General features: G+C 67.1%; 17 protein-coding genes and 1 tRNA gene. 14 read left to right on the top strand and 4 right to left on the bottom strand.

The window, feature by feature from the left end:
- The first annotated feature begins 46 nt into the window (after positions 1-46).
- From ACO05L_RS04895 to ACO05L_RS04865, 7 genes are all read left to right on the top strand, one after another.
- Positions 47-1,198, top strand: coding sequence for an acyl-CoA dehydrogenase family protein (locus ACO05L_RS04895; protein WP_421731050.1), 1,152 nt, complete (start codon positions 47-49; stop codon positions 1,196-1,198).
- Positions 1,198-2,277: an acyl-CoA dehydrogenase family protein gene (locus tag ACO05L_RS04890; RefSeq protein ID WP_421731049.1), complete on the top strand. Its 1,080-nt coding sequence runs from the start codon at positions 1,198-1,200 to the stop codon at positions 2,275-2,277. Before ACO05L_RS04895 ends, ACO05L_RS04890 begins: the two co-directional genes overlap by 1 nt.
- Entirely contained in the window at positions 2,278-3,378 is a 1,101-nt protein-coding gene (locus ACO05L_RS04885; RefSeq protein ID WP_421731048.1) for an NAD(P)/FAD-dependent oxidoreductase, read from the top strand. It abuts the gene before it with no gap.
- On the top strand, positions 3,375-4,991 hold the full coding sequence (locus tag ACO05L_RS04880) for a GMC family oxidoreductase (RefSeq protein ID WP_421731047.1): 1,617 nt from the start codon (positions 3,375-3,377) through the stop codon (positions 4,989-4,991). The genes ACO05L_RS04885 and ACO05L_RS04880 overlap by 4 nt, the downstream gene beginning before the upstream one ends.
- A gap of 9 nt (positions 4,992-5,000) precedes the next feature.
- On the top strand, positions 5,001-6,446 hold the full coding sequence (locus ACO05L_RS04875; RefSeq protein ID WP_421731046.1) for an NAD-dependent succinate-semialdehyde dehydrogenase: 1,446 nt from the start codon (positions 5,001-5,003) through the stop codon (positions 6,444-6,446).
- 11 nt (positions 6,447-6,457) lie between these two features.
- Positions 6,458-7,567 carry a 3,4-dihydroxy-2-butanone-4-phosphate synthase gene (locus ACO05L_RS04870; protein ID WP_421731045.1) on the top strand — a complete coding sequence of 370 codons (1,110 nt, stop codon included), beginning with the start codon at positions 6,458-6,460 and terminating at the stop codon, positions 7,565-7,567.
- A gap of 114 nt (positions 7,568-7,681) precedes the next feature.
- Entirely contained in the window at positions 7,682-9,205 is a 1,524-nt protein-coding gene (locus tag ACO05L_RS04865; protein WP_421731044.1) for an aldehyde dehydrogenase family protein, read from the top strand.
- 565 nt (positions 9,206-9,770) lie between these two features.
- Here the strand turns inward: ACO05L_RS04865 and ACO05L_RS04860 are convergent.
- Positions 9,771-9,846, bottom strand: a tRNA-Lys gene (locus tag ACO05L_RS04860).
- A gap of 153 nt (positions 9,847-9,999) precedes the next feature.
- Here ACO05L_RS04860 and ACO05L_RS04855 point away from each other — a divergent pair.
- Both ACO05L_RS04855 and ACO05L_RS04850 read left to right on the top strand, forming a co-directional pair.
- A complete protein-coding gene (locus ACO05L_RS04855; RefSeq protein WP_421731043.1) occupies positions 10,000-11,427 on the top strand; it encodes an amino acid permease in 1,428 nt (475 codons plus the stop codon).
- A complete protein-coding gene (locus ACO05L_RS04850) occupies positions 11,427-11,780 on the top strand; it encodes an Hpt domain-containing protein (RefSeq protein ID WP_421731042.1) in 354 nt (117 codons plus the stop codon). The genes ACO05L_RS04855 and ACO05L_RS04850 overlap by 1 nt, the downstream gene beginning before the upstream one ends.
- Here the strand turns inward: ACO05L_RS04850 and ACO05L_RS04845 are convergent.
- Together ACO05L_RS04845 and ACO05L_RS04840 are read right to left on the bottom strand one after the other, a co-directional pair.
- Positions 11,777-12,109 (bottom strand): chorismate mutase, encoded by a 333-nt coding sequence (locus ACO05L_RS04845; RefSeq protein ID WP_421731041.1) that lies wholly within the window; start codon positions 12,107-12,109, stop codon positions 11,777-11,779. The two genes, ACO05L_RS04850 and ACO05L_RS04845, sit on opposite strands and share 4 nt — an antisense overlap.
- 161 nt (positions 12,110-12,270) lie before the next feature.
- A complete protein-coding gene (locus ACO05L_RS04840; protein WP_421731040.1) occupies positions 12,271-13,116 on the bottom strand; it encodes a ferredoxin--NADP reductase in 846 nt (281 codons plus the stop codon).
- Positions 13,117-13,235: 119 nt separating this feature from the next.
- Between ACO05L_RS04840 and ACO05L_RS04835 the strand changes: the two genes are divergently transcribed.
- From ACO05L_RS04835 to ACO05L_RS04815, 5 genes are all read left to right on the top strand, one after another.
- On the top strand, positions 13,236-15,515 hold the full coding sequence (locus tag ACO05L_RS04835) for a S9 family peptidase (protein ID WP_421731039.1): 2,280 nt from the start codon (positions 13,236-13,238) through the stop codon (positions 15,513-15,515).
- A gap of 98 nt (positions 15,516-15,613) precedes the next feature.
- Positions 15,614-16,111, top strand: a complete 498-nt coding sequence (locus tag ACO05L_RS04830; protein WP_421731038.1) for a low affinity iron permease family protein — start codon at positions 15,614-15,616, stop codon at positions 16,109-16,111.
- On the top strand, positions 16,108-16,383 hold the full coding sequence (locus ACO05L_RS04825; RefSeq protein ID WP_421731037.1) for a SemiSWEET family sugar transporter: 276 nt from the start codon (positions 16,108-16,110) through the stop codon (positions 16,381-16,383). The genes ACO05L_RS04830 and ACO05L_RS04825 overlap by 4 nt, the downstream gene beginning before the upstream one ends.
- 76 nt (positions 16,384-16,459) lie before the next feature.
- Positions 16,460-16,882, top strand: a complete 423-nt coding sequence (mntR, locus tag ACO05L_RS04820; protein WP_421731036.1) for a manganese-binding transcriptional regulator MntR — start codon at positions 16,460-16,462, stop codon at positions 16,880-16,882.
- 189 nt (positions 16,883-17,071) lie between these two features.
- The gene (locus ACO05L_RS04815) at positions 17,072-18,352 is read left to right on the top strand and encodes a dicarboxylate/amino acid:cation symporter (protein WP_421731633.1); all 1,281 of its coding nucleotides are present in this window, start codon (positions 17,072-17,074) and stop codon (positions 18,350-18,352) included.
- A gap of 3 nt (positions 18,353-18,355) precedes the next feature.
- On the opposite strand, the gene ACO05L_RS04810 is transcribed toward ACO05L_RS04815, so the two are convergent.
- Positions 18,356-20,077, bottom strand: a complete 1,722-nt coding sequence (locus ACO05L_RS04810) for a bifunctional protein-serine/threonine kinase/phosphatase (RefSeq protein WP_421731035.1) — start codon at positions 20,075-20,077, stop codon at positions 18,356-18,358.

The following is a 20,077-nucleotide window of genomic DNA, read 5'->3' as shown; positions in this document are numbered from 1 at the left end:
TGCGGCCCGAAGCTGAAGGCCAATCCTCCCCTGATCGCTGGACCTGATGGACCTCACGTTTTCACCCGAAGAGATCGCCTTCCGCGACGAGGTCCGCGATTTCATGGCCACAGCCCTGCCGTCCGAGTTGCGGGACCGCATGCGCCAAGGTCGGGCGATCTCGCGCGAGGACCTTGTCGCCTGGCAGCGCATCCTGAACCGGCGGGGCTGGGCGACGCCGTCCTGGCCGACCTCGGTGGGCGGCCCGGGCTGGTCCGCCGTCCAGCGCCACATCTTCATGGACGAGTTGCATCAGGCTCCCGCGCCTGAGCCCCTGTCGTTCAACGTTTCGATGCTGGGCCCTGTCCTGATTCAGTTCGGGACCGAGGAACAGAAGACCCGCTTCCTGCCTCGAGCGGCCAACCTGGACGACTGGTGGGCCCAGGGATTCTCCGAGCCCGGCGCGGGCTCCGACCTCGCAGCGCTGCGCACCACCGCGGTGCGCGACGGCGACCACTATGTCGTCAACGGCCAGAAGATGTGGCAGGGCATGGCCCAGAATGCCGACTGGATGTTCACCCTGGTCCGCACCGATCCCGATGCGCCCAAACGTCAGATGGGGATCAGCTTCCTGCTGATCGACCTGCGCTCGCCCGGCGTGACCATCCGCCCGATCATCACCATCGACGGTCGCCACGAGGTCAACGAGGTCTTCCTCGATGATGTTCGGGTGCCGGTCGAGAACCGCGTCGGCCCCGAGAACGACGGGTGGACCTGCGCCAAGTATCTGTTGTCCAGCGAACGCACCGGCATCGCCCGCCTGGGCATGACGAAGCGGCTTATCGCCCGCGCCAAGGCCCTGTGCCCCGACCTGCCCGTCGTCGAGGGCCGCCGAATTCTGGAGCAGCTGGCGCGGCTGGAAGCCGGAGTCAGGGTGCTTGAGGTGACACAGTTGAGGATTCTCGCCGCCCAGGTGCCTGGCCAGGCCGATCCGCGATCCTCCATCCTCAAGATCAAAGGTGTCGAGTTGCGCCAGACGGCGTCCGAACTGCTGCTGAAGGCGTCCGGCCGACGCGGACGGGCCTTCGCTTATGAAGGTCACGGCGAGGCGCCGTTGGAGGCCGCCTCCAACTTCATGACCTTGCGCGCGGCGTCGATCTACGGCGGCGCGACCGAGGTCCAGAAGACCATCCTGGCCAAATCGGTTCTGGGTCTCTGATGCGCCCGGACCTCACGCCAGAACAGTCGATGCTCAAGGAGACGGTCACGCGCCTCGTGGCCGACACCTATGATTTCGAAACCCGTCGCGCGGTTCAGGCCGAACCTGGCGGTTGGAGCCGGACGCTGTGGTCCAGCCTTGCCGAACTCGGCGTGCTCGCGGCCCTCGCACCTGAGGACGCGGGCGGACTGGGCGGCGGTGGCGTGGAAGCCATGCTCATCGCAGAGACGTTAGGGTCGGCCCTGTCCGCAGAACCTTTCCTGCCCAGCGTCGTGATGGGGGGCGGCGTGCTGGCCGAGCTGGGCCACCCGGCCCTAGCCGACATCATCGCAGGCGAATTGACCCTGAGCTGGATCGGCCAGGGGCCAGAGCTGAGCAGCGACGACGACACGCTGAGCGGCTTCGCCGTCAGCGCGCCCTGGGCCGATACCGCCGACCGGCTGATGGTCGTCGCCGCCGGAACGGAGGGTCCGGTCCTGCTTCTGGTCGATCCGTCGGCTTCGCAGGTTCATCTGGACGCGCACCGCACCTTCGACGGACTGCCGGTGGCGAGCGTGACCTTCGACGCCCTGCCGGCTGGCGCCTTTGAACGCCTGGCGGCGGGTCCAGTGGCCGTGGACCTGATCGAACGCGCCGAGCAGCGGGCCATCGCCTGGCTGGCCGGCGAAGGCGTCGGCCTGATGGCGATGGTGCTGGACACGACGGTCGAGCACCTGAAATCACGCGTCCAGTTCGGCCAGCCCCTGGCCGCCTTCCAGGCCCTGCAGCATAGGGCGGCGGAGATGCTGGTCGCGCTCGAGCACGCCCGCAGCGCCGCGATCCTGGGGGCGACGGCCCATGACGATCCTGACCCTGTCGAGCGGCGCAAACTGTTCGCGGCGGTAAAATTCGCCCTCTCGGAATCCAGCCATATCGTCGGGGCCGGTGGCGTACAGCTGCACGGCGGTATCGGCGTCACCGAGGAACACAAGGTCGGCTGGGCCTTCCGGCGCCTGACCATGATCGAACTTCTGCATGGCGACGCCGACGCTCAGGCGTCCGCGCTGGCCGACCTCGGCGGCTTTGTGAGCGCCGACTGAATGGACCGTATAGACGCCATCGTGATCGGCGCCGGCGTCGTCGGTCTGGCCATCGCACGCGCCCTGGCCCAGGCGGGCCGTGAAGTCCTGATCCTAGAGCGCCACGGCCTAATCGGGTCCGAGACCAGCGCCCGCAACAGCGAGGTGATCCACGCCGGGATCTATTATCCGCAGGGCTCGCTGAAGGCCCGGCTGTGCGTCGCCGGGCGCACGGCACTGTACGACTTCTGCCGAAGCCACCACGTCCCGCATCGCCAGTGCGGCAAGCTGATCGTCGCGCCGGAGCTTACGGACGTCGGCAAGCTTTCGGCCATCCGCGGATTGGCGCAGGCCAATGGCGTCGAGGATCTCACCTGGCTTGACGGTCCACAGGCCGTGGCGCTGGAGCCTGGTCTGCGCTGCGCCGCCGCCCTGATGTCGCCCTCGACCGGAATCATCGACAGCCACGCCTATATGCTGGCCCTGCTGGGGGACGCCGAGGACGCCGGCGCCGTTCTGGCGCTCAACAGTCCGGTCGAGATGCTGGAGCCCGCAGGCGACGGCGTCCTCGTGCGCGTCGGCGGCGCCGAACCGATGGTGCTGATGGCTACCACCGTCGTCAACTCGGCCGGGCTTTCGGCGCCCGCTATAGCCGCGACTGCCCGAGAGGCGCTGAGCGCCGCTCCTCCAACCGGCTTTCTGGCCAAGGGCAGCTATTTCTCGCTGACCGGCCGCGCGCCATTCTCGCGCCTGATCTATCCGACGCCGGAGCCTGGCGGCCTGGGGGTTCACCTGACGCTGGACATGGGCGGACAGGCCCGGTTCGGCCCCGATGTCGAGTGGATCGACCATATCGACTACGACATCGATCCCTCGCGCGGTGAGCGGTTCTACGCCGCCGTCAGGGCCTACTGGCCAGCCTTGGCCGACGGCGCCCTGGCCCCCGCCTATACCGGCATCCGCCCCAAGATTTCCGGCCCGGGCGAGCCCGCCGCCGACTTCCGCATCGACGGCCCGAGCGACCACGGCGTCGCCGGTCTGATCAACCTTTACGGCATCGAGTCGCCCGGCCTGACCTCCTCCCTGGCTCTGGCAGACCTCGTTCTGGATCTGGCGGCATGACCATCGACGAAGGCTCCTATGATTTCATCGTCGCCGGTGCAGGATCCGCCGGTTGCGTCCTGGCCAATCGCCTAAGCGCGTCCGGTCGTTTCCGCGTCCTGCTGCTGGAAGCGGGCGGTCAGGACCTTAACCCGTGGATCCATATCCCGATGGGTTATGGCAAGCTCTTCGCCGAACCCAGCGTCAACTGGATGTACCAGACCGAGCCCCAGGCCAACCTGAACGGCCGCCGCATCGTCCAGCCGCGCGGCAAGGTCCTGGGCGGGTCCAGCTCGATCAACGGCCTAGTCTATATCCGTGGTCAGAGGCGCGATTTCGACGGATGGCGCGACGCCGGCGCGACGGGCTGGAGCTATGACGATGTCCTGCCCTGGTTTATCAAGGCCGAGGATCAGGCGCGCGGCGAAGACCCCTGGCACGGCGTCGGCGGCCCCCTGCCCGTCTCGGACCAGCGCGAGGATCATCCGCTGTGCGACGCCTTCATCGCGGCGGCGCAAGAGGCAGGGCACCCGCGCAACGACGACTTCAACGGCGCCGATCAGGAAGGCGCGGGCTATTACCAGACGACGTCCCGCAAAGGCCTGCGGGTCTCGGCGGCGGTCGCCTATCTCAACCCGGCCAAACGGCGTGCGAACCTGCGGATCATCACCCGCGCCCATGTGACTCGCGTCCTGATGGAAGGCGCTCGCATCACCGGGGTCGAGTGGCGCGATGGCGGCGGCGCGGTCCACACCGCGAGCGCAGGCCGCGAGGTCATCCTGTCGCTCGGAGCCATCGGATCGCCGCAGGTGCTGCAACTGTCGGGCATCGGTCCGACCGATCTGCTGAAGACCCACGGCCTGCCCGTGGCGCTGGACGCGCCCGGCGTCGGCGCAGCCTTCCAGGACCATATGCAGGTCAGGATGGTGATGCGCGCCTCGCAGGCGGTCACCGTCAACGACGCCATGCGCACGCCCTGGGGCATGGCGGGCATCGGTCTGCGCTACATGCTTCAGCGCAAGGGGCCTCTGACGGTCAGCGCGGGGTACGCAGGCGGATTCTTCCGGGTCGAGGCGGACGAGACCGACGCCGATATGCAGGTGCATTTCATCACCTATTCGACCACCAAGATGGGCGACCGCCTGCATCCCTTCTCCGGCTTCACAGCCTCGACCTGCCAGCTTCGTCCTGAAAGCCGGGGCTCGGTCAGGATCAGGACCGCGGACCCAATGGATGCGCCCGCGATCGACCCCAACTACATGGCTACCGAGCGGGACAGACAGGTCAATATCGACAGCCTGAAATCCCTTCGACACATGCTTCAACAGCCGGCGCTGGCCCCCTACGTCACCGCGGAACTGGAGCCGGGCGCGGGCGTGGTGTCAGACGAAGCGCTTCTGGCCTACTGCCGCGAACGCAGCGCCAGCATCTATCATCCCAGCTGCAGCGTGCGAATGGGCGAAGCCGCAGATGCGCCCCTGGACCCGCGCCTGCGGATGCGCGGCCTGACTGGACTTCGCGTCGTCGACGCCTCGGTGATGCCCAGCGTGGTGTCCGGCAACTGCCACGCCGCCATCGTGATGATCGCCGAGAAGGCCGCCGACATGATCCTGCAAGACAACCCCCTCGCCTGAAAGCCGCCGATGTATCCTGCACTGACACTCATCATCGACGGCCGCCGTATCGGCGCCGATGCTCGCGCCGGCCAGCCCGTCCTCAATCCCGCCACCGAAGAGACCCTGGCGATGTTGCCCCACGCGCTGGCCAGCGATCTGGACGACGCTCTGATAGCGGCGGAGCGTGCCTTTCACACTTGGAGCCGCATGGCGCCGGTGGAGCGCGCGCGCATCTTGAAACGCGGCGTGGCCCTGATCCGCGAGCGCATAGAGGCCATGGCCCGGATCATGACGCTGGAGCAAGGCAAGCCTCTGGCCGAGGCGCGTGGCGAAATCCTGTACGGCGCCGAGACCATCGAATGGTATGCCGAGGAAGGCCGCCGCGCCTATGGCCGGATCGTGCCCTCGGCGCCCGAAGTTCGCCAGATGGTGGTGGTCGAGCCCGTCGGCGTCACCGCATCTTTCACCCCGTGGAACTTCCCGGCCCTGACGCCGTGCCGCAAGATCGGCGGAGCTCTGGCCGCCGGCTGCACCCTGATCTTGAAGGCGGCGGAGGACACGCCGGGTACAGCCGTGGCCCTGGTCGAAGCCCTGCATGACGCCGGCCTTCCCGACGGCGTCCTGAACCTGGTGTTCGGCGCCCCCGCAGAAGTCTCCGCCCACCTGATCGCCTCCCCCATAGTCAAGAAGGTTTCTTTCACCGGCTCGGTCCCGGTCGGGAAACTGATCCAGAAACTGGCCGCCGAAGGCATGAAGCGCACGACCATGGAACTGGGCGGACACGGCCCGGTCCTGGTGTTCGACGATGCGGACGTTGAGGTCGCCGCGGATCTTCTGGCCGCCGCCAAATTCCGCAATGCCGGTCAGGTCTGCATCTCGCCGACGCGGTTCTATGTCCAGAACGGAGTGCGCGAGCGCTTCACCAAACGTTTCGTCGCAAAGGCCCAGGCCCTGGTTTCAGGGGACGGCACGACCGAGGGCGTGACCTTCGGGCCGCTGGCCAGCGCACGGCGCGTCGCGGTCATGGAAGATATCGTTGCGGACGCTGTGCGTCGTGGGGCCACCGTTCTGACAGGAGGCGCCGCCGGCGACGGCGCAGGCTTCCACTTTCCGCCCACGGTCCTGACCGACGTGCCAGACGACGCGCTGCTGATGACCGAGGAACCGTTTGGGCCGGTGGCCCCGATCGTCGGCTTCGATGATCTGGACGAAGTGCTGGAGCGGGCCAACAGCCTGCCCTTCGGCCTGGCCGCCTACGCCTTCACCACCTCGAACGAGACCGCGGCCCTGGTCGGCGCCGGCCTCAAGGCCGGGATGGTGGGGATCAACACCATGGCGGTGTCTAACCCCGAGACGCCGTTCGGCGGCTTTGGCGAAAGCGGCATCGGCCAGGAGGGCGGCGTCGAGGGGCTGTCCGCCTATCTCAACGTCAAATTCATCGCCCAGGCGGCGCGCGCGGCGGCTCCGCGATGAGCGAGCTTGGCATGATCCTGTCAGAACCATCTCAGGGTAGGCTGCGGGTCTCCAACCTCGACGAGGTTCTGGCCGAGGCGCGTCAGGGTCGCGCCTTCCTGATCGTCGCTGATGCCCAAGCGGGCACAAGCGGGCTGATCGCCGCCCCCGCCCGATCGACCACGCCGGATCAGGTCAACTTCATGGTGCGTCACGGCCGGGGTCTGGTCTGTCTGGCCATCACCCGCGAGCGGGCGCGGGGCCTGAAACTGCCGCTGCAGGAGGAGCGCGGCAGACCGGCGGAGGCCATCCCCTTCACCGTCTCCATCGAGGCGCGCGAGGGCGTGACTACCGGGATTTCGGCCCAGGATCGCGCCCACACAATCCGGGTCGCCGTCGACGGGGCGTCCGGACCGTCCGACCTGGTGTCGCCGGGCCACATCTTTCCCGTCCTGGCCAGCGATGGCGGGGTTCTGGTGCGAGCCGGGTTCCCCGAAGCGGCCGTCGACCTGTGCACTGCCGCCGGCCTCGATCCATCAGCCGCCATTTGCCAGGTGCTGGACGAGGACGGTGAACCGGCCTCAACCGAGACCCTGGCCCGACTCGCCCAAGACCATGATCTGAGAATCCTGTCGATCGCCGATCTGATCCCGTTTCGCCGGCGAACCGAAACCATAGTCGAGCGGACCTTCGAACGGTCCGTGCCGACCATCCACGGCGCCGATTTCCGCATGGTCATCTATCGCAATCGTCTGGACGGCGCCGAGCATATCGCCATGATCCGGGGCGAGCCCAAGCCGGACATCCCCACTCTGGTCCGGTCCCACGCCATCGACTTGGCCACCGACCTGTTTGGCCATGACAATGGGCGCCGCGGGCGTATCGACAGCGCCATGCAGGTCCTGGCGGCCTCTTCCTCGCCGGGCGTCGCTGTCTTTCTCAGGAACCCGGCCATCACCTGGGCCTCCCACTATGCCGAAGGGGTGGACGAGCCGGTTCTGACGTCGCGCGAATACGGCATTGGCGCCCAGATCCTGCGCGACATCGGGGTCCGGCGGATGATCCTGTTGACCGACAACCCACCCAAGGCCTCGTCGCTGGAAGCCTATGATCTGGTGGTCGAGGGCGTGCAGTCCTTCTGACCCGCATCGCCAGGTCGATATGTCGAACACCCACTCTCTCGTGACTTTGCCACCCCGGCCAGGAGGCGCAAATGCGAGGACAGACGGCGCACAGCCGCGAACGAGGACACGTTGATGGAACCCGAACGGAACCCCGCCATCGCCGAGTGGCGCATGTTGATCGATGGCGCGCTGGTCGCCTCGTCCTCGAACCGATTGTTCGACAACATCGACCCCTTCTCGGAACAGGTCATCGGCCAGACGGCCGATGGCACAGTCGAGGATTTCGAGCGCGCCGTCGCGGCTGCGCGCCGGGCGTTCGACGAGACCGATTGGGCGACCAATCACGCCTTCCGCGCCAAATGCCTGCGCCAGCTCAATGCCGCTCTGGAACGTCACAAGGAAGAGATCCGTCCCCTGCTGGTCAGCGAGGCCGGCACTTCGGTCTGGCTGACGCGCGACACGCTTCTGGATGTGCCGATTCAGCGACTACTCGACTTCGCCGACATGGCCGAAACCTATCCCTACACCACACCCTTGCCTGACCTGGATTTCCGGGGCGTGGTCAGCCACCGCCAGCAGATCCGCGAGCCCATGGGCGTCATCGCCGCGATCACGCCCTGGAATGGGCCCTGGGGCTCCAACCTGGGCAAGGTCGGCGCCGGCCTGGCTGCAGGCAATACGATGGTGCTGAAACCCTCGCCCGACAGCCCTTGGCCAGCGACGATCGTCGGACGGCTGGTCGCGGAAGAAACCGACATCCCCGCGGGCGTCTTCAATGTAGTCACCGGCTCCGACAACATGCTGGGAGAGGTGCTCACCCTTTCGCCCGACGTCGATTTCGTCGCCTTCACCGGCTCGGCGCCGAACGGCCGACGCGTGGCGCAGGCCTCGGCAGGCACCCTGAAACGCCTGTTGCTAGAACTGGGCGGAAAGTCTCCCTACGTCGTCCTGCCCAGCGCCGACGTAAAGACCGAGGCGGCCAAGGCGGCCAAGCTCATCTGCACCAACGCCGGTCAGGGCTGCGTCGCCCGCAGCCGTCTTCTGGTCCCGCGCGACCGCTATGACGAGGCCGTCCAGGCCGCCGCCGAAGCGATGGATCAGGTCACCTATGGCGACCCCGCCGTGGCCGAGAACTACATGAACCCGCTCAGCAGCGCCCATCACCGCAAGCGCGTGCTGGAACACATCGAGCGCGCCCGGTCTGAGGGCAATCGCATCGTCCGGGGCGGCAAGGCGCCGGCCGATCAGCCGCACGGATATTTCGTCGAGCCCACCCTGATCGCCGACGTCAGGCCCGACGACACGATTGCCCAGGAGGAGGTCTTCGGTCCCGTCCTGGCGGTCATCGCCTACGAGGACGAGGCCGACGCCCTGCGCATCGCCAACAACTCGATGTACGGCCTGTCCGCCAGCGTCTCGGCCGCCACCAATGACGAAGCCATCGCCTTCGCCCGCAAGCTGCGGACCGGGACGGTCAGCGTCAACGGCGGCGTCTGGATGCACATGGATGTGCCCTTCGGCGGCTATAAGCAGAGCGGCATCGGTCGCCAGTTCGGCGTCCAGGGCTTCGAACTCTATCTCGAAACCAAGGTGATAGGCCTGCCGTCGGACCAGGAATCCCAGACCCTCGCCTGGGGTGCGGTCGCTCGAACGTGAACCGCCGTCACGCATCGACCAGAATGCTGAGCTGAGACCGGCGCGCGAGCAACGCGTCCGTCCCGCTCGGATGTGCGCAGGTCAGGCGATGACGAAAATTCAGATCGTCCAATCCCGGCGCAAGGTTTCGATCCATGCCGCCTGCGCCATTGGGCCTGCCTGGTCGGGCGTCTTCTTCTGGACGGCAACAAGGCTGACGGGCTGAAGATGGCCGTCGCCACAGCGAAACAGGTCCTCGCCGCCATCGCTGTGGCAGGAACCCTGCTCAATCCCTAGCGACGAATGTTGGACCGCTCGGGCTCCACGCGCGTTGGCGAAGCCATACGAAAGCCGGTCCGTTTGGCTTGGTCGGACACTGGTTGTTGGCCGTCGCCTGCTCGGACCCGGGAAGGCGCGATCAGCCAACTGCCCCGGTGACCGGGTCACAACGCGGCCACGTGAACGGCCTCATCGAAGGAATCTGAGATATTTGTCGGACGAGGACGTGGCGGAACTCACCGTCCTAATTATCGGCCTAGCAGAAGCGGATTTCGAACAATGTTCTTGTTCGAAAACAAGAGGACGATGGTGGGTGATGTAGGGTTCGAACCTACGACCCGCTGATTAAGAGTCAGCTGCTCTACCAACTGAGCTAATCACCCGTACCGATCGTCACCGCCGGCGCATGGTTGGCGTCGGGGAGGGGCGGACATACTGTTTCGCCAGCGTCTAGGCAAGCCCGGATTTCCGCAAGGGTTTCCATATGCGCCCTCCTGCGCGCTAAGGTCGCGGCTGGAATCAGTGAGGGTGGCGCAATGGCGTTCTGGAACCGGCGCAAGTCGATCGATGCGATGCACGCGCCGCATGACGAGGCGAGGGACGGCCCGCGACTGAAGGCGACCCTGAGCTGGCCGCACCTGATGGCGCTGGGCGTCGGCGCCATCGTCGGGACCGGGATCCTGACCCTGATCGGCGTCGGCGCCGGTCTGGCCGGACCGGCGGTGATGATCTCCTTCGCCATGGCCGGGCTGGTCTGCGCCTGCGCGGCCCTGGCCTATGCCGAACTGTCGACCATGATGCCGGCGGCGGGCAGCGCCTATACCTATTCCTACGCCGTGCTGGGCGAGTTGATCGCCTGGATCGTGGGCTGGAGCCTGATCCTGGAATACTCGCTGGTGGTGTCGGCCGTGGCGGTCGGCTGGTCCGGCTATGCAGTCGGTTTCCTGAGCGGGCTGGGTCTGGACCTGCCCACAGCCCTGTCCGTCGGCCCCCATGTGGCGGGTGGTTTCATCAACCTGCCGGCGGCCTTCATCATCGCCGTGGTGACCGGCCTGTTGCTGCTGGGCACGCGAGAGAGCGCCAATCTGAACGCCGTGCTGGTGGTCATCAAGGTGGTCGCCCTGATCGTCTTCGTGGCCATCGCACTGCCCGCCTTCAACCCGGACCATTTCCGCCCCTTCATGCCCAACGGCTTTGGCGCGCCCTTCGCCCAGACCGGGGTGATGGCGGCGGCGGCCATCATCTTCTTCGCCTTCTACGGCTTCGACGCCATCTCGACGGCTGCGGAAGAGACCAAGAAGCCCGAGCGCGACCTGGCCATCGGCATCGTCGGGTCGATGCTGATCTGCACCGTCCTCTATCTGGTGGTCGCGGCGGCCGCGATCGGCGCCCGGCCCACGTCCGCCTTCGCCGCCAGCCCGGAGCCCCTGGCCCTGATCCTGCGCGAACTGGGCCAAGGCGTCGCCGCCCAGTGGATCGCAGCCAGCGCCGTGGTCGCCCTGCCGACTGTTCTGCTCGCTTTCCTGTTCGGCCAGAGCCGCATCTTCCTGGGCATGGCCCGCGACGGCCTGCTGCCCAAACGTCTGGCGAAGATTTCGTCGCGCGGGGTGCCTGCCGTGGTGACGATCTTCACCGCCTTGGTCGTGGCGGCCCTGGCCGGGGTCATGCGGCTGGACGAACTGGCGTCCCTGGCCAATGCGGGCACCCTGGCGGCCTTTGCGGCGGTGGGGGTCTGCCTGATCGTGCTGCGCCTGCGCGACCCCGACCGGCCGCGCAAGTTCAAGGCGCCCCTGTGGTGGCTGGTCGGCGCCATCACCATCATCGGCTGCGTCGTCTTCTTCCTCAGCCTGCAGGCGCGGACCCAGTTCTGGTTCCTGATCTGGAACCTGGTCGGGCTGGCGATCTATTTCGTCTGGTCCTCGAAAAACGCCCGGCTGGCCCAGCCGGGTCAGCCGGGGGCCTGATGTCCAGGCGCGATCTCTCGGGCGCCGTCGACTTCTCGGTCCTGGATCGGATGGTCGGCGGCGACGACGCCGTCGCCGAAGAGGTGCTGGAACTGTTCGTCGAACAGGCAGCCATGTGGTCGGCCATGCTGGACCCCAAGGCGGACGGCTGGCGCGACGCGCTCCACACCATCCGCGGCGCGGCCGCCGGCATCGGCGCGGGCGCGCTGGCCGAGGTCTGCCAGGCGGCGGAGACAGCCGATCAGGCCGTCGCCTCTGCCGGGCTGGAACGGGTCAGGGATGCGTTGAACCAGGCCCTGGCCGATGTCGCGGCCTGGCGGCATGAACTGATGCTGCGGGGCCTGAGAGCCTAGCTGCGCGTGCGGTCGTAAACGCTGAACTCATAGGCGATGCAGCGGTCGACCATCAGCCGCCAGACCGGCTCGGCGATGTCGGGCGACAGGCCGTGGGCCTCGGCGCTGGTCAGGACCTTGGCCACCACGTCGTCGATGCGGGCCTGGTCGTGGACGGCGTCGCGGTCGGGCTTGATGCGGGCGGCGGCGTCCATATAGCGCTGGCGTTCGGCGATCAGGGCGACCAGGGCGCGGTCCAGGGCGTCGACGCCCTGACGGACCTGGGCCATCGTGGTGCAGTCGGCGGGATCGACGCGCGGGTCGACGGCGACAAGGGCGGGTTTGTGCATTCAATTCTTCCGCTCATCCCGGCGAAAGCCGGGACCCAGTGCTTTCGCGAAGCACGCTGCATGGGATCAAGGACGATCATCGGCGTCGCCGCCGATCCGCCCAAAGGTCTGGGTCCCGGCTTTCGCCGGGATGAGCGGAGTTTGCAAGTCGGACCGACGTCCTAACCGACGAAGGCGCGCTCCAGCACATAGTCGCCGGGTTCGGCGTTCGAGCCTTCCTTCAGGCCCTGGGCCTCCAGCAGTTCGCCGGTTTCCTTGATCATGGCCATGGAGCCGCACAGCATGATGCGGTCCGTCTCGGGCGAGAAGGCGGTCGCGTCGATGCCTAGATCCTTGAACAGGTCGCCCGACTTGATGCGGTCGGTGATGCGCCCCGGTGTTTCGAACTCCTCGCGCGTCACGGTCGGGTAATAGACCAGCTGCGCCTTGGCTTCCTCGCCGATCAGGGGATCGTCGTGGATCTCGCGCGTGAAGAAGTCGCGGTAGGCCAGGTCGGCGACGCTGCGCACGGTGTGGCAGACCACCACCTGACCGAAGCGGGAATAGGTGTCGGGATCGCGCGCCACGGCCAGCCAGGGCGCCAGGCCCGTGCCGGTGCCGATCAGGAACAGACGCTTGCCGCCGGTCAGGGCGTCCAGCACCAGGGTGCCGGTCGGCTTCTTGCCCATCAGGACGGTGTCGCCGGCCTGGATCTTTTGCAGGCGCGAGGTCAGGGGGCCGTCGGGCACCTTGATGGAGAAGAACTCCAGCTGTTCGTCCCAGCTGGGGCTGGCTATCGAATAGGCGCGCAGAACGGGTTTTGCCCCAGAGTCGGGCGCGCCTTCGCCGGGCAGGCCGATCATGACGAACTCGCCCGAGCGGAAGCGGAAATCCTCGGGCCGTTCGATGCCGAAGCTGAACAGCTGGTCGGTCCAGTGGCGCACCCACAGCACCTTCAGCGCGTTGAACGGGCTGGCTTTCGCGGGCGGCGTCACAGGGGCGGGAGCGGGTGCGAGTGTGTCGGTCATCGCCGACCTATCTAGGCCCTGGGCCGAGCGGACGAAAGCCTCACACGCATCACACCCGAACCTGCCACGACGTAAAAATCTCGGTGACCGCGTTAGATTCCCTCGCTAGCCTGCTCGTCATGCGCAAGTTTCTCCTGGCTTCCAGCCTTCTGATCGCGGCCGGTTCGGCCTCCGCCCAGCCCGTTTCCGTCGCCTCGACCGACCCGTCGATCCTGACGCCGGAACGCGTCTTCGCCGACCCCAGCCTGAACGGCCCGGTGGCCCAGGGCGTCAGCCTGTCGCCCGACGGCGCCCTGGTCGCCTTCCTTAGGGCCCGCACCGACGACGTCTCGGTCCAGGACCTGTGGGCCGCCCCGACCGGCGCGGGCGAGCCGTTCAAGCTGATCGACGCCCGCGCCCTGGTTCCCGAGGCCGGCGACCTGTCGGAGGCCGAAAAGGCCCGGCGCGAGCGGATGCGCATCTCGCAGCGCGGCGTGGTCGAATACGCCTGGGACGAGCAGGGCCGCTACATCCTGGTTCCGCTGGAAGGCGACGTCTATCTAGTCGACCGCCCAGACGCGGTTGGGGCTTCCGAGAGCCAGGGCGCCGTTCGCCGGCTGACCGAGACCGCCGCCGACGAGATCGACGCCAAGGTCTCGCCCAAGGGTCGATATGTCTCCTATGTGCGCGACCAGGACCTGGTGGTCCAGGACCTGACCACCCGCGTCGAGACCCCGATCACCGACGACGGCGACGGCCTGATCACCTGGGCCACCGCCGAGTTCATCGCCCAAGAAGAGCTGGATCGCGACACCGGCTATTGGTGGAGCCCGGACGAGCGCTACATCGCCCTGCAACGCACCGACGAGACCCCGGTCGACGTCGTGCCACGCCTCGACATCACCGGCGGCGGCGCGACCGTGATCGCCCAGCGTTATCCCCGCGCCGGACGGCCCAACGCCGTGGTCGAACTCTATGTCCGCGACCTGCAGACGGGCGCGCGCAACAAGGTCGATCTGGGGTCCAACACCGACATCTACCTGGGCCGGGTCAACTGGTCGGCGGACGCGGCCACCCTCTATGTCCAGCGGGTTTCGCGCGATCAGAAGCGGCTCGACCTTCTGGCCGTCGATCCGGCGACCGGCGCCTCGCGCGTCATCGCCAGCCAGACCTCCAACGCCTGGGTGGACCTGACCGACGACTTCAAGGCGCTGAAAGACGGGACCTTCATCTGGTCCAGCGAAGAGACCGGCTGGCGGCACCTGTATCTCTACAGCCGCGAGGGCCGTCGCATCCGCGCCATCACGCGCGGCGACTATCCGGTCAAGGCGCTGAACGGGGTGAACGAGGCGACGGGCGACGTCTTCTTCACCGCCTCGATGCGCGACGGCCGTGAACTGCCGATCGAACAGCAGATGTTCCGCGCCAGCCTGAAGCGCACCACGGCCCCCGTCGCCGTCACCCCGGCCGGCGGTTGGTGGAGCGCGAACATGAACGCGACGGCCACGGCCTATGTCGGCGACTATTCCGACCCCGCCACCCCGACGCGGTCTGGCCTGTACAGCGCCGACGGGACCTTCGTGCGCTGGATCGAGCAAAATGCGCTGGACGCAGACCACCCCTTCGCTCCGTTCGAGGCGCGCCGTCGCACGCCCGAGTTCGGCACGCTGCTTAGCCACGGCGAGACCCTGGTCTGGCAGATGCAGACCCCGCCCGACTTCGACCCGGCGCGCAAATATCCCGTGGTCATGCAGGTCTATGGCGGTCCCGGCGGCGGGGGCGTGCGTCGCAACTGGCAGCCGGCGACCAACCAGTTGTTGACCGAGGCGGGCTATATCGTCTTCCACCTCGACAACCGCGGCGAGGGCGACCGTTCGGCCGCCTTCAAACAGGCCCTCTACCTGAAGATGGGACAGCCCGAGGTCGAGGATCAGGTCCTGGCCGCCGACTATCTGCGCACCCTGCCCTATGTCGACGCCGACCGGATCGGGGTCATGGGCTGGAGCTATGGCGGCTTCATGAGCCTGATGATGCTGACCGAGCCGAAGATGGGCCTGGCCTCAGCCGTCGCCGGCGCCCCGCCGACCGAATGGAGCCTCTACGACACCGCCTATACCGAACGCTTCATGTCCACGCCCCAGGCCAATGTCGAAGGCTATGCGGCCTCCGACGTCCTGGGCCGGCTCGACAACCTGACCGGCCGGCTGCTGCTGATGCACGGCATGGCCGACGACAATGTGATCCTGGAGAACTCCACCCGCGTCATCGACGCGCTCCAGGCCCGCAGCACCCCGTTCGAACTGATGCTGTATCCTGGTCAGAGACACGGCGTGCGCGGCAATGCGCGCAAGCTGCAGGAATGGCGCACCCGGCTCGACTTCTTCGACCGCACGATCGGAACCCGCTCGCATAGCCAATAGCGCCATGCGGGCGGGCGTCAGGACGCCGGGCTAAAGGCACCCCGACTAAGGAAGCCTGCACCAAGGAACCTGGAGCCAAGCTCGGCGGTTTGGCCGTGATGGAAAAGCTGTTCGTCCGTTTCGCCACCCTGACGGCCAAGATCGCCGGCAAGCCCTGGACCTTTCTGGCCTGCGTCGGGATCGTCGTGATCTGGGCGGTGTCCGGCCCGATCTTCAAGTTCAACGAGACCTGGCAGCTGGTCATCAACACCGGCACGACCATCATCACCTTCCTGATGGTCTTCCTGATCCAGAACACCCAGAACCGCGACGGGGCGGCCATGCAGGCCAAGCTGGACGAGCTGGTCTTCGCCGTCAGACAGGCCGACGCCCGCTTCATCGGCATCGAGCACCTGACCGAAAAGGAACTGGACGCCATCCTGGCCGAGGTCGAGGCGCGCGGCGTCGCCGTCCACCAGGGCAAGCCCGCCCGCGCCATCAAGGGCAAACGCGGCGTGCGCGCCGATGAGGTCGAGGCCGCACAGCCCAAGGCCGCCAGCCCCGCCAAATCCGCCTCGGCAAAATCCCGCACCGCCGCATCGCGCAAATCTGCATGAGCGATCTGGTCGCCAACCTTTTCGGCACGGCGGCGGCCCTGTGCTCGATCACCAGTTTCGCGCCGCAGATGATCAAGATCTGGAAGGAGCGCGACGCCTCGTCCATCAGCCTGAAGACCTATTCCCTGACGGTGACCTGTTTCGCCCTGTGGGTCGTCTATGGGGTGCTGACCTCGGCCTGGCCGGTGACCGTCGCCAACGCCTGCGCCCTGGTCATGGCCATGGGCGTGCTGACGATGAAATGGCGATTTCGCGACGGCGCGTCACGGTGAGGCTGGCCCACACCGGCGCATAGTCTAGAGTGGGGCGGTGAGCTCCGCCCCTTCGCCTTCCTCCGTGATTCCCGCCTTGACCGGCGCCGCCCGGCGCGCGGCCGCGTTCCAGCGCATGCGCGACGCCCATTCGACCGAGATGGCCGAGGACTATGTCGAGCTAATCGGCGACCTGATCGTCGAGATGGGAGAGGCGCGCCTGACCGACCTGGCCGAGAACCTGGGCGTCACCCACGCCACCGCCGCCAAGGTGGTTCAGCGTCTGGCGCGCGAAGGTCTGGTCGAAAGCCGCCCCTATCGCTCGATCTTCCTGACCGAGGCCGGCCAGACCATGGCGGCGGCGTCTCGCGCCCGCCACAAGATCGTCCACGACTTCCTGATCGCCCTGGGTATCAGCGAGATCAACGCCGAGGCGGACGCCGAAGGCATCGAGCACCACGTTTCCGAAGAGACGCTGAAGGTCTTCGAAAAGATGATCGGCAAGCTGAGCAAGCGTTGACGGCTCTGCGCTTGGCGGCGCCGCTCGCCGAGAAAACGCGCGCCTGTTCCATAACTTCGCGATAAAGCGGTTCTGCACCGCCTGGCGCCGGAGACCGTCTTGCAAACCATCGACCAGACCCTCGCAGCTCAGGACCCGTCGGCCAGACCGCGTCATCCCTTCTATCGCCACCTCTATTTCCAGGTGCTGATGGCCATCGCCCTGGGGGCCTTCATCGGCCATTTCTGGCCCGAGTTCGGCGAGAGCCTGAAGCCGCTGGGCGACGGCTTCATCAAGCTGGTCAAGATGGTCATCGCGCCGGTGATCTTCCTGACCATCGTCACCGGCATCGCCGGGATGCGCGACATCGGACGAGTAGGCCGCGTCGCCGCCAAGGCCTTCGCCTATTTCCTGACCTTCTCGACCCTGGCCCTGATCGTCGGCCTGATCGTGGCCAATGTCGTCAAGCCGGGCCGGGGCCTGAACATCGACCCCGCCAGCCTGAACGCCGGCGCGGTGGCCCAGTATGCGACGGCGGCGCACGAGACGACCATCGTCGGCTTTTTGACCGCGATCATCCCCGACACCCTGGTCAGCGCCTTTTCGACCGGCAACATCCTGCAGGTGCTGTTCGTGTCGATCCTGTTCGGCATCGCCCTGGCCCTGACCGGGGATGTCGGCAAGCCGGTGCTGACCCTGTTCGAATCCATCAGCGCGGCGGTGTTCAAGCTGGTGGCCATCGTCATGAGGGCCGCGCCCATCGGGGCCTTCGGCGCCTTCGCCTTCACCATCGGCGCATACGGCATCGCCTCGGTGGCCAACCTGGCCCTGCTGATAGGCGCCTTCTATCTGACCGCCGTCATCTTCGTGGTCGGGGTGCTGGGCCTGGTCGCGCGCGCCAACGGGTTCAGCGTTCTGAAGCTGATCCGCTATCTGAAGGAGGAGCTGCTTCTGGTGCTGGGCACCTCTTCGTCCGAGGCGGCCCTGCCCAGTCTGATCGAGAAGATGGAGCGAGCGGGCGCGTCCAAATCCGTCGTCGGACTGGTGGTCCCGACCGGCTATTCGTTCAACCTGGACGGCACCAATATCTACATGACCATGGCCGCCCTGTTTATCGCCCAGGCCCTGAACATCGACCTGAGCCTGGGCGATCAGATCCTGTTGCTGCTGGTCGCCATGCTGTCGTCCAAGGGGGCGGCGGGCATCACGGGCGCCGGATTCATCACCCTGGCCGCGACCCTGTCGGTGGTGCCCGCCGTGCCGGTGGCGGGCATGGCCCTGATCCTGGGCATCGACCGGTTCATGAGCGAGTGCCGCGCCCTGACCAACTTCGTCGGCAACGCCGTGGCCACCATCGTCGTCGCCAACTGGGAAGGCGAGCTGGACAAGGATGCGCTGAAGCTGGCGCTGGAAGGCGGGCCGGGACCACTGGCCGCAGACGCCGACCCTGCGGCCGGTCCTGGCGACGACGCCGTCCTGGCCGAGGACTGAGGCCTAACGCAGCACCAGGGATGCAATCAGGGCGATGAACAGCAGGGCCGAGACCGCCTGCCAGAAACGCACCGGATAGCGCTCGAAAAGCAGCAGGTCTTCGGGGGGCGCCAGGGTGCGCATATTGAGCCCGCCCTCCAGCGCATAGATCAGCGCGTCCATGTCGTCGAACCGCTCGGCAGGATCGGGCGCAAGGCTGCGCATGATGACCGAGTCCAGCCAGGCCGGCACGTCGGGCCGATGCTGCGTCAGAGGCGTGGGCCGGGCGTATCTGGGCAGATTGAAGGGATCGACCTCGCCGAACGGATAGCGGTTGGCGAACATCCGATACAGGGTGACGCCATAGGCGAACTGGTCGCTCAGGGCGTCGCCGCGATGCTCCTTGGCGAACAGTTCGGGGGCCATATAGTTGGGCGTCCCGGCGATCTCCTCGTCGGCGAACTCGGCGACGCGCGGCAGGCGGGCCACGCCCAGATCCAGCAGTTTCAGCCCGCCGTCAGTCTCCAGCAGCACGTTCTCGGGTTTGATGTCGCGGTGAGCGATGGACTGGCGATGCAGGGCGGCGACGCCCTTGCCCAGGCGGATGGCCACATCCACCCCGACGCGGACGCCGATCGGGTCGGTCTTCAGCCGGCTTTCCAGGGTCTCGCCCTCATAGAAGGGCTGGACGATATAGAGGCCGCTCTGGCGCTCCTGCGGCAGTTCCAAGGTCTTGCCGACATAGGGACTGACCACCTGACGTCCGATGAAACTTTCGCGCAGGAAGGCGGCGCGGGCGCCCTGTTCGGACAGCAGGGCGGGCTTGGGGAACTTCAGCACGCGTCGGTTGGACTGGGCGTCGCGACCCTTCTCGGCCAGCTGGTCACGGGCGACGAACAGCCGGGTGTAGCGCCCGTCCGACAACAGATGATCCAGCGAGAAGCCGTCCACATTGTCGCCCTCGGACGGCAGGGGCAGCAGCGGCAGGCGCGCGGCCTCGGCGCCGATCATGTCCTGATCCACGGCGCCGATGGCGATGACGTCGACCAGCACCGCCGTGTGGTTGTCGCCCGCCCCCGCCGTCGTGGCCGCATCGACGATGGCCTGGGCGTCAGAATCCGAAGAGGCGCGGCGCGACAAAAGCCGCTCCAGCGCGCCATCCGACAGCACCCCGTGCACTCCGTCCGAGACCAGCAGGAAGCGGTCATAGGGTTCGATCTGCACCGAACGCACGTCTAGGCGCAGATCGGATTCGATGCCCACGGCGCGGATCAGCACATGGCTCATCTCGGGCTGGGCGAAGACATGATCCTCGGTCAGCCGGGTCAGGACGCCATCGCGATAGTGATAGGCCCGGCTGTCGCCGACGTGCAGGCAGACCGCCTCTCGTCCGCGCAGGACCACGGCGGTGAAGGTGGTCGCCGTACCCTTCATCTCGGGATCGTTGCGGCCGCGCGAGAACAGCCAGCTGTTATAGCCACGCAGGGCGCTGATGCCGCCGCCGGCGATGCCCTTCAGCGGGCTCTGGCTGGTATAGCCGTCGATGAAGCTGCGGACGGCCAGTTCGGCCGCCATCCGCCCGGCCTTGGTCCCCCCGACCCCGTCGGCGACGGCGGCGATGACGCCGTACAAGGTCTGTTCCTCGGGCGGCCCGATATGGACGGCGCCGAAGTCCTGGTTGTCCGCGCGCGGCCCCTTGGCCGAGGCGAAGCCGGCGGCGATCTCCAGTCTGCTGTCGGCGCTCAT

The sequence above is a fragment of the Brevundimonas sp. genome, from assembly GCF_965227765.1.
Lineage (GTDB): Bacteria > Pseudomonadota > Alphaproteobacteria > Caulobacterales > Caulobacteraceae > Brevundimonas.
Note: the sequence above shows the minus strand (reverse complement) of the source record. Positions and strands in the feature narration are given on the sequence as shown.